Consider the following 6,673-nt stretch of genomic DNA (forward strand, 5'->3'; position numbering starts at 1 on the left):
CGCTTGATCACACGGGTGACATGGACGACGATCGGCGCCATGACGAGGCAGATGGCGTCGTTGACCAGGAAGGCGGACAGCACGCCGGTCAGCAGCGTCACCATCACCAAAAGCATGAAGGGCGCGTGCGCGTGCTCGATGGCGATGGCGCCAAGGCCGCGAAAGGCGCCTGACACCTTCAGATGCGCCACCACGATCATCATGCCGAGCAGAAGCGTGATGGTGTCGAAATTGATCGCCCGGTAGGCATCCTCCATGCTGAGCGCGCCGATGGCGATCATCGCGGCCCCGCCGAGAAGCGCGATCCCCGCCCGGTCGAGGCGCAGGCCGGGGATGCGGCCAATTGCAACACCGGCGTAAGTCAGGATCAGGATCAGCAGTGCCGCCGCGCCCATCAATGTCATCGATAGAAGTCCTGCACAGTCTGTTTCCGCGCCGAAGCCCACCACCCACCCGGAGGCCATTCGGGTGCTCACCCTTTAACGCGATGTCGATCTGGATGCCAAACCGGCCGGGCAGACGGTTTCAGACGCCGGGCTAACGCAAATAGAAATCCAGCCTCTGTCGCACAGCTTGGGAAGAATAGATCTGTTCGAAGGACTCCCTCGCCCTTTTTCCCACTGTCGCCCGCAATGCCGGATCGGCTTTGAGATCGGCAAGGATGCGCAACGCCTGTTCAGTCGTCTCGAACAAGAAACCGTTTTCGCCATGCCTTATGTGGTCGGAATAGCCGCCATGGGAATGGCAGACCACAGGCAAACCGCAGGCCATCGCCTCCAACACGACGCGACCGAAGGTCTCCACATGCCAACCGGTGCGATAATAAAACACGTCGAGCGTCCGCAGAAACTCTTCGGCGGAAAATCGGCCGGGTGGGAACAGTTCGAGTTGCGGATGCGGCATGAGGCTGTCCTTGAGCCCTGCCCCGCCCTGAATCCGCAAGGCTGTGCCCTCGGCCAGCAATGTCTCGTAGAGGGGTATGTCATCGGCATGATGTTTGCCCGGCCCGTCGCGACTCAAGCGTCCGACGGTGAACGGACGATCCGAAGCCAGACGCCGGGGTGAAAAACGTTCGACATCGATCAGCGATGGATGCACGACGCCATCGACCCGCAGCATCCGTCTCTGAAAATCGGAAATCAGCACCAGTTCGGCGTCTGGCCAGTTCAGCATGCGGGGCATGCGCGTCGTCAGCGCGATGATTTTCGGGTGAAAGGTATTGAAGACATAGATCAGCCGGCGCGGCCGCGGGATCAGGTAAGGCCACACCTTGTTGCGCCAATGCGAGCCGAGAAAGACGTAGGTGCCGCCATTCGGGACATCCCACTTCGACAGCGAGACGCGGCGAATCGGGAAGTTCCGCATCAACTCGCCGGACACGCTGGAGGAGGTTGCCCACAGATGCACCTCGGAATCGGCACTCAACAGCCGGTACAGTTCCAGAGCTTCAAGGTCACTGCCGCCGAAGGGATCCTGAAAGCCGTTGAACAAATGGATCATGGTCGCTGCGCTTTGTTAGCTTGGCCGGCTGTTTGCCGATAGTGAAAATCTGGCCGTTGCCGTGCTGCCCACATGGCGATCGGTGGCCTTACTTGTGGCCGAGCAGAGCTAACGCAGCTGCTGAAAAATCGCTGTGAACAGAGATATCTACCTTCAGCTGGTATTTAGCTGCCCGAGATATCGGTCGCCCATTACGCAGGTTGCGTCAATACGGGGGCATTCGGTGAGTGCTAAGTCGTCCATCTATTGCTCAAAAACATCACTGGCAGCCTAAGCTGCGTCGCCTACCCCTTGCAGAGTCTCGCTATTTAGTTAAGCAAGTTATTTCAAGTTAGTTAAGCAAGTTATTTCAAGGTCAAGGCAGTAATTATCGACCGATAGCCTGTGGGGGGCATCAATGAAATGTATGGTTATTAACCTCGATCGGTCTCCCGATCGACTTGCCCATGTCACGGCTGAATTCGCGAAGGTTGGTGTTTCGTTCGACCGGGTTCCTGCCGTAGACGCGTTGCATCGACCGGAATTTGCTGCGACTTCACCAAGTTTAACTCCCACGGAAGCGGCTTGCCTTATGAGCCACAAGGTTTGCTGGACCATCATCGCAGATGGTGAGGATGCCTTTGGTGCGATCTTCGAGGATGATGTCCTGTTGTCCGAAGCAGCTGGCCCAATGCTTTCCGATGATGGATGGATTCCGGCCAACGCCGATATCGTCAAGCTGGAAACCTACCTAAAGAAAACCGTTATCGCGATGAAGCGCACCTGCGTCAGTCGGGTGTTTTCGGTTGTTAGGCTATATGGGTTCCACATCGGAGCGGCCGGGTACATCATTTCGAAGCAAGCAGCGCGCGATCTGATCGCCCGAAGTCTCGATGCGCCCGCCGATCACGTTATCTTCGATCCGTCGCTTCCGACATCGTCAAGCAAAGCGATCTACCAACTGTTGCCCGCACTGTGTGTGCAAAATGACCTTATTCGTGAGAAGGCCTTCGGGTTGACCAGCCTTCTTAGTGAGGAGCGGCTCGTGAGAGCCAGCGCAAATTCCGCTCCAAAGCGGAGTCCCGCGGAAAAGCTCCTGGTCGAAGCAAGGCGTATAAGTCGACAGATTTTCGATATCTGGCGCTTCAGGCGTGAGAAAACTATCTCTTTAGCGTGATGTCGGCAGCCAAAGCACTGCTGCGCGACGGTCCCGAGTCACCCATCAATGCACGGTGGCAACCCCGGGCAGAGGCGCCGGAGACGTTCCGGCCGGATCGAAGCTGACTTGATCGCGTCCGTTCGACTTGGCCGTGTAAAGCCTTTTGTCGGCAGCGGAGAAGATTTCCTCATAGGTGATCGGGCCGGTAAAGCTTGTGCCGCCGATGCTGACGGAAAGCGGACAAGGCCTGCCGCCGGGTGAGAATTCCATCTCCCTGATACGCCGGCGGATGCTTTCGGCGACCACCCAGGATTGCGAGGGGTCCACGCCGGGCAGAAACACGCCGAATTCTTCGCCTCCGATGCGGCCGACGATATCGCCGCCACGCAGTTGCCCTTTGATCGCCTGTGCTATCAGTTTGAGCGCCTGGTCTCCGCAATCGTGACCCAGGCGGTCATTGATCGACTTGAAGTGGTCGGCGTCGATGATCAGCAGCGCCCCCGAACGGGTCTGCTCCTGCTTTCGGGTCTGCTCGAGATAGGCTTCGACCAGCATAGAGAAGGCGCCACGGTTCAGCACCGCCGTCAGGCTGTCTGTCGCGGCGATGATGCTGAGATCGCGCTGCGCGATGGCCAGCTGGCGAATCTTCCACATCAGGAAAAACAGAAACGAGCCGCCCAGCACCAAAGGCAGCAACAAGTCGGTCATCTTCGCCCGCCACACGGCCTCGGGCGAAAGATAGGGGAAATTGAAGGAATCGACGAAGAACGCCACGGCAATGAAGAATGCAGTACCGACTACCGTGACAGCGATCACCCTGCCCCAGCTCGTCGGCGACAGATCGAGCTTCATCCCGTTCAACTCCGTTAGCCGTCGCTACTATGACGCACCAACCCAAACAAATTGATAAGACTTTCCCTCCAATTTCTGTCGGGCGGCGGAATCAAATCCACCCGCCAGCCCCGATCGGTGACTTGCGACGGAGGCTTGCGCAAACGTGCCACAAGACGGCCGCTGAAAGCAGCCATCCTGTTTCAGAGCTTGAAGGCGTGAGCCAATTGCCGGCCGGACAAGGGCAAAACGGCGCGCGAACCAGACCGCGTCGTCAGTTGAGCGTTGACTCACTCAGCGCATCGACGACAAAGGATGCCGCGATCAGGTCGTCGGCATCGAGGCGCAGGGAACCTCCGTCGCCTCCCATGGCTGAAGCCACTTTTTGAAAGGTTTTCATTTCGTATTCCGTGATCCGGGCGTCCTGCATCTTGGCCTTGAGATCGGCGATACGCCGATCCAGAGCCGAAGATATGCCTATTTCTCGCTTCGACATGGCAACACTCCTCCCCACCCTTGTTTGCCTCCCGCCTGTCCACTTTTATATGAGGGTTCTCGAATACAGCGGGCCGAACGCGCTGTGCGCAGGAAGGTTCCGAAAAGGCGGAGTCACGAAATAATACGCTGGCGCCGGGCGGCTGCCCGAGCCACGCCAACGCCTCATCACCGAACAGAGTTGGACGGCTTGCGGTATTTGCCGCTGTCGGGGCGACCCTGCATGGAGAAAGCTGATTCCGCGATTTTGTTATATCAGATCTAGCTAATCCTTGACGCCGGCAGATGACGCCCCAGAATCAGTGGCATGGCAATAAAGGTCGGCGACGAAGTGGCGGTCATGGCGACGGTGCTGAAGCGCGTCACGGAAGACCGCGTCAGCGTGTCGATCCCCGGTTACAATTTTCCGCATTCGGTCATTGATCCGGCGACCAGGCTGACCAAGGGCCAGCTGATGGAATTATCCGGCGGCGTTACGCGAATCGACGGCGACAAGGTCACGGTATCGCTCGGGACAATGGTCACAGTGGATAGGGACAAGGTACGCCTGGTGCAAAGCCATGTCCCGCCGAAGCGAAGGGATCTGAGGATGTGAACAAGCGAAGCTCCACCGTTTCAGGGATCCAGCCCCTTACATCCCAGCAGTGCAGAGCCGCACGAGCGATGCTGAAATGGTCGCAGGTGCGACTCGCCGCGAAGTGCGGCCTCAGCGAAGGAACGATTGGCAGTTTCGAGAGCGGACGAAGGATTCCGAGTTCGGCCAAGCTGGCTGCCATCCGTCGAGGGTTGGAGGCAGCAGGCGTGATTTTCGTCAATCAGAAGGCCGCAGTGACCAAGAGCGGTCCGCCTCGTCAAACTATCGGTGGAACATAATTTAGATATCGCTGTTAGAGCGCAAACGGGAGGCGAGCGATGTTCAAACGTGAAATCGGCATTGTTTCGGACTGGTCGAAATTGGTGGCGGACGATCCTCTGATCGCCGCCGATATAGCCCGGCGTTTTTCTGTGCGCGCTTGCAATGACAACGCCGCCGCCGACGACGACGTCCCGTGGCCCGGCACCGAAACCCGAAATCCCGACTTTGCCGGCCTCGCGACACCCGCCGAGTATCCTCGGCCGATCGTGCTTCTAGCGACGATCTATGCGTCGACGGTCCTGGGGGTAACGCTGCTTCTGGCCGCGGCGGTTTGAGCGCACGAGGCCCGATGCCGCTCTCTGAAAGCCCACGTCTCCGGTATAAACCGTAACCTATGTGTCCGGAACGGACCGAAAGGCTTTGGCGATCCCGACAGGATTCGAACCTGTGACCATCGGCTTAGAAGGCCGGTGCTCTATCCAGCTGAGCTACGGGACCGCTGGCCGGCCTTTGGGCCGGCTGGATATTCTGGCATTAGCCGCCGTTCAATGCGTCCAGGGCGTCCTGCGGTCATAGCGGAAATTCTCCGCATAGGAAATCTGGCGGCGCTTGGTCTCTTTCGGCTCTTCGACGCGGAAAGCGAGCCCTTGCTTTTCGGCGTAGGCTACCGCCTCTTCCCGCGTGTCGAAGCTAAGCCTGATCTGGCTTCTCATGTCTGCCGACGTCGTATAGCCCATCAGCGGATCGATCTTCTTGCGCGTCTCGGGATCGAATTCCAGCACCCAGTGGCCGGTCTTGGCCTTGCCGGACTGCATCGCGGTTTTGGCTGGGCTGAAAATGCGCGCGGACATGGCCACCTCGTTCTTGTGCAAGGCAGCATCGCCACCCTTCGCCCGTCATTACTGCGCAATGCGCACGGCGGCAAGGTTTTTGCTCTCGCAGGTTTTTGCACTTGCCATGCACCACCGAAATGAATAGGCAACAGACCGTTCGGAGTGTAGCGCAGCCTGGTAGCGCATCTGGTTTGGGACCAGAGGGTCGGGAGTTCGAATCTCTCCACTCCGACCATCCCCTCACAGCCCAATGCCCGGCGCAGCCATATGGTCACTTGCTCCGGCTCCGGTCGTGGATTCGTGGCCGGTTCGGCAACAGGGGGTTCAGATGCTTGGAATGGATGCCTGGGTGTCGCTTTTCGGACCGGCCTACTTTGCCTATGCCGGCATCACCGTTCCGTTCATGGTGACGTGGGCAATTGCCTGCGCCGCGCTGGCGATGTGGAACAACCGTGAAAGCCGCAGACAGGCGAGGCAGGCCCCAGGCGCCGTCGTCTCCCGCTCCTGGCGTGTCAGTATCGGAATGTTTGTGCTGGTCGCCGCCGGCTATATCGCCGCTCACTCTGCCGTCTACCTCGCGGTCCGTCATTTCGCCGTAATGTGGCTCTGAGACTGACCTCTCAGCTAAATCTCGAATTCGCCCTGCCCTTCATCCATGGCGTTGACGGTTTCGGCTGCCAGCGCCCTGGTGATCGGCGTCTTGCGTTCGAGCGCGGTCCGGTCGAGCCGCTCCACCACGCGCATCGCTGTCGCCAGCGAGCGCTCGATACGGCGGACCAGATACTGCACGACATGCGGTTCGACTTCGATCTGACGGTCGGCGAAGAGTTTTGTGATGACGCCGGCGAGCAGGAGATCGTCGGGCTCATGAATTTCGACTGTCGCCGCCGCTTTCAGCCGTGAGGCGAGATCAGGCAGCGTGACGCGCCAGGCGGACGGGAAGCGGCGCGCCGTCAGGAGCAGCGTCGACCCGGCACCACGCACCGTATTGATCAGATGGAACAGGCCCTGTTCATCGAC

11 protein-coding genes and 2 tRNA genes are annotated in these 6,673 nt (G+C 59.0%); 6 read left to right on the forward strand and 7 right to left on the reverse strand.

Annotation, left to right across the window (positions count from 1 at the left end; all coding sequences use genetic code 11):
* Together EN984_RS17520 and EN984_RS17525 are read right to left on the reverse strand one after the other, a co-directional pair.
* On the reverse strand, positions 1-404 hold a 404-nt coding region (locus EN984_RS17520), incomplete at its 3' end, for an SLC13 family permease (protein WP_281057313.1).
* A gap of 133 nt (positions 405-537) precedes the next feature.
* Positions 538-1,500: a glycosyltransferase family 4 protein gene (locus EN984_RS17525; protein WP_127270455.1), complete on the reverse strand. Its 963-nt coding sequence runs from the start codon at positions 1,498-1,500 to the stop codon at positions 538-540.
* A gap of 406 nt (positions 1,501-1,906) precedes the next feature.
* Between EN984_RS17525 and EN984_RS17530 the strand changes: the two genes are divergently transcribed.
* Positions 1,907-2,656: a glycosyltransferase family 25 protein gene (locus tag EN984_RS17530; RefSeq protein ID WP_164773664.1), complete on the forward strand. Its 750-nt coding sequence runs from the start codon at positions 1,907-1,909 to the stop codon at positions 2,654-2,656.
* Between the two features lie 45 nt (positions 2,657-2,701).
* Here EN984_RS17530 and EN984_RS17535 read toward each other — a convergent pair whose 3' ends face one another.
* Both EN984_RS17535 and EN984_RS17540 read right to left on the reverse strand, forming a co-directional pair.
* Complete coding sequence (locus EN984_RS17535) at positions 2,702-3,490, reverse strand: GGDEF domain-containing protein (RefSeq protein ID WP_127270779.1); 789 nt, start codon at positions 3,488-3,490, stop codon at positions 2,702-2,704.
* A 253-nt stretch (positions 3,491-3,743) separates the two neighbouring features.
* Positions 3,744-3,965: a hypothetical protein gene (locus EN984_RS17540; RefSeq protein ID WP_127270071.1), complete on the reverse strand. Its 222-nt coding sequence runs from the start codon at positions 3,963-3,965 to the stop codon at positions 3,744-3,746.
* A 306-nt stretch (positions 3,966-4,271) separates the two neighbouring features.
* Between EN984_RS17540 and EN984_RS17545 the strand changes: the two genes are divergently transcribed.
* From EN984_RS17545 to EN984_RS17555, 3 genes are read left to right on the forward strand one after another with little or no spacing between them, the layout of a single operon-like run.
* Positions 4,272-4,559 (forward strand): hypothetical protein, encoded by a 288-nt coding sequence (locus tag EN984_RS17545; protein WP_164749088.1) that lies wholly within the window; start codon positions 4,272-4,274, stop codon positions 4,557-4,559.
* Positions 4,556-4,837, forward strand: a complete 282-nt coding sequence (locus EN984_RS17550) for a helix-turn-helix transcriptional regulator (RefSeq protein ID WP_127270073.1) — start codon at positions 4,556-4,558, stop codon at positions 4,835-4,837. The genes EN984_RS17545 and EN984_RS17550 overlap by 4 nt, the downstream gene beginning before the upstream one ends.
* Before the next feature lie 39 nt (positions 4,838-4,876).
* Complete coding sequence (locus tag EN984_RS17555) at positions 4,877-5,155, forward strand: hypothetical protein (protein WP_127270075.1); 279 nt, start codon at positions 4,877-4,879, stop codon at positions 5,153-5,155.
* A gap of 86 nt (positions 5,156-5,241) precedes the next feature.
* Here the strand turns inward: EN984_RS17555 and EN984_RS17560 are convergent.
* Positions 5,242-5,318: transfer RNA gene (locus EN984_RS17560), tRNA-Arg, on the reverse strand.
* Between the two features lie 47 nt (positions 5,319-5,365).
* A complete protein-coding gene (locus tag EN984_RS17565) occupies positions 5,366-5,671 on the reverse strand; it encodes an ETC complex I subunit (RefSeq protein WP_023812590.1) in 306 nt (101 codons plus the stop codon).
* A 140-nt stretch (positions 5,672-5,811) separates the two neighbouring features.
* Here EN984_RS17565 and EN984_RS17570 point away from each other — a divergent pair.
* Positions 5,812-5,888: transfer RNA gene (locus tag EN984_RS17570), tRNA-Pro, on the forward strand.
* A gap of 93 nt (positions 5,889-5,981) precedes the next feature.
* Positions 5,982-6,263 carry a hypothetical protein gene (locus EN984_RS17575; protein ID WP_127270077.1) on the forward strand — a complete coding sequence of 94 codons (282 nt, stop codon included), beginning with the start codon at positions 5,982-5,984 and terminating at the stop codon, positions 6,261-6,263.
* Between the two features lie 14 nt (positions 6,264-6,277).
* On the opposite strand, the gene EN984_RS17580 is transcribed toward EN984_RS17575, so the two are convergent.
* On the reverse strand, positions 6,278-6,673 hold a 396-nt coding region (locus EN984_RS17580), incomplete at its 5' end, for a DnaA/Hda family protein (RefSeq protein WP_245480079.1).

This window comes from Mesorhizobium sp. M7A.F.Ca.CA.004.12.1.1, from assembly GCF_003997835.1.
In the GTDB taxonomy this organism is placed as follows: Bacteria; Pseudomonadota; Alphaproteobacteria; order Rhizobiales; family Rhizobiaceae; genus Mesorhizobium.